General features: G+C 54.0%; 1 protein-coding gene. It reads left to right on the top strand.

Translation table 11 applies throughout. From position 1 onward, the window contains the following. The first annotated feature begins 12 nt into the window (after window positions 1-12). A complete protein-coding gene (gene tuf, locus ACKX14_RS15495; RefSeq protein ID WP_422449260.1) occupies window positions 13-1,215 on the top strand; it encodes an elongation factor Tu in 1,203 nt (400 codons plus the stop codon).

Raw genomic sequence — 1,215 nt, 5'->3', positions numbered from 1 at the left:
AGGAGGATAAATATGGCAAAGCAAAAATACGAGAGGACAAAACCGCATGTCAACGTAGGGACCATAGGTCACGTAGACCACGGCAAGACCACGCTCACGGCGGCCATCACAAAAGTACTGTCAAATGTAGGATTATCCGACTATGTAGCCTATGACCAGATCGACAAAGCACCGGAAGAAAGGGAGCGCGGGATAACCATAGCCACAGCCCACGTAGAATACCAGACCGAAAAGAGGCACTACGCCCACGTAGACTGCCCGGGGCATGCCGACTACGTAAAGAACATGATAACCGGCGCTGCCCAGATGGACGGTGCGATACTGGTAGTATCGGCGGCGGACGGTCCCATGCCCCAGACCAGGGAACACATACTGCTGGCGAGGCAGGTAGGAGTACCCTACATCGTAGTATTTTTAAACAAAGTAGACATGGTAGACGACCCCGAACTACTAGAACTAGTCGAAATGGAAGTAAGAGAACTACTTTCCTCCTACGAATTTCCGGGAGACGACATACCCGTAGTATCCGGCTCTGCATTAAAGGCCCTGGAATGCGGGTGCGGCAAGAGGGAATGCCAGTGGTGCGGCAAGATATGGGAACTCATGGACGCCGTAGACGAATACATTCCCACACCACAGCGCGACATTGACAAACCCTTCCTGATGCCCATAGAAGACGTATTCACCATCACCGGGCGCGGCACCGTAGTGACCGGCAGAGTAGAAAGAGGGACCCTCAAAGTAGGAGACGAAGTCGAGATAGTAGGCCTTGCGCCCGAGAAAAAGAAGACCGTAGTCACCGGCGTAGAGATGTTCAGGAAACTGCTGGACCAGGCGGTAGCGGGAGACAACATCGGGGCGCTTTTACGCGGCATAGACAGAGACGAAGTAGAAAGAGGGATGGTACTCTCCAAACCCGGCAGCATACATCCCCACACCCACTTCAAGGGGCAGGTATACGTCCTAAAGAAAGAAGAAGGCGGCAGGCACACACCGTTCTTCAACGGCTACAGGCCCCAGTTCTACTTCAGGACCACGGACGTCACGGGGGTCATCAACCTGCCCGAAGGCACCGAGATGGTAATGCCCGGAGACAACGTAGTGATGGACATCCAGCTGATATCGCCCATAGCCATAGAAGAAGGGCTGAGGTTCGCCATAAGGGAAGGCGGCAGGACCGTGGGAGCCGGCGTAGTTACGGAGATTATAGAATAG

Origin of the sequence: Thermorhabdus hydrogeniformans (genome assembly GCF_049310025.1) — a bacterium.
GTDB lineage: Bacteria > Bacillota > Thermosediminibacteria > Thermosediminibacterales > Tepidanaerobacteraceae > JBJYKD01.
The sequence above is the reverse complement of the archived record's forward strand: the minus strand, read 5'-3'. Positions and strand labels throughout refer to the sequence as shown.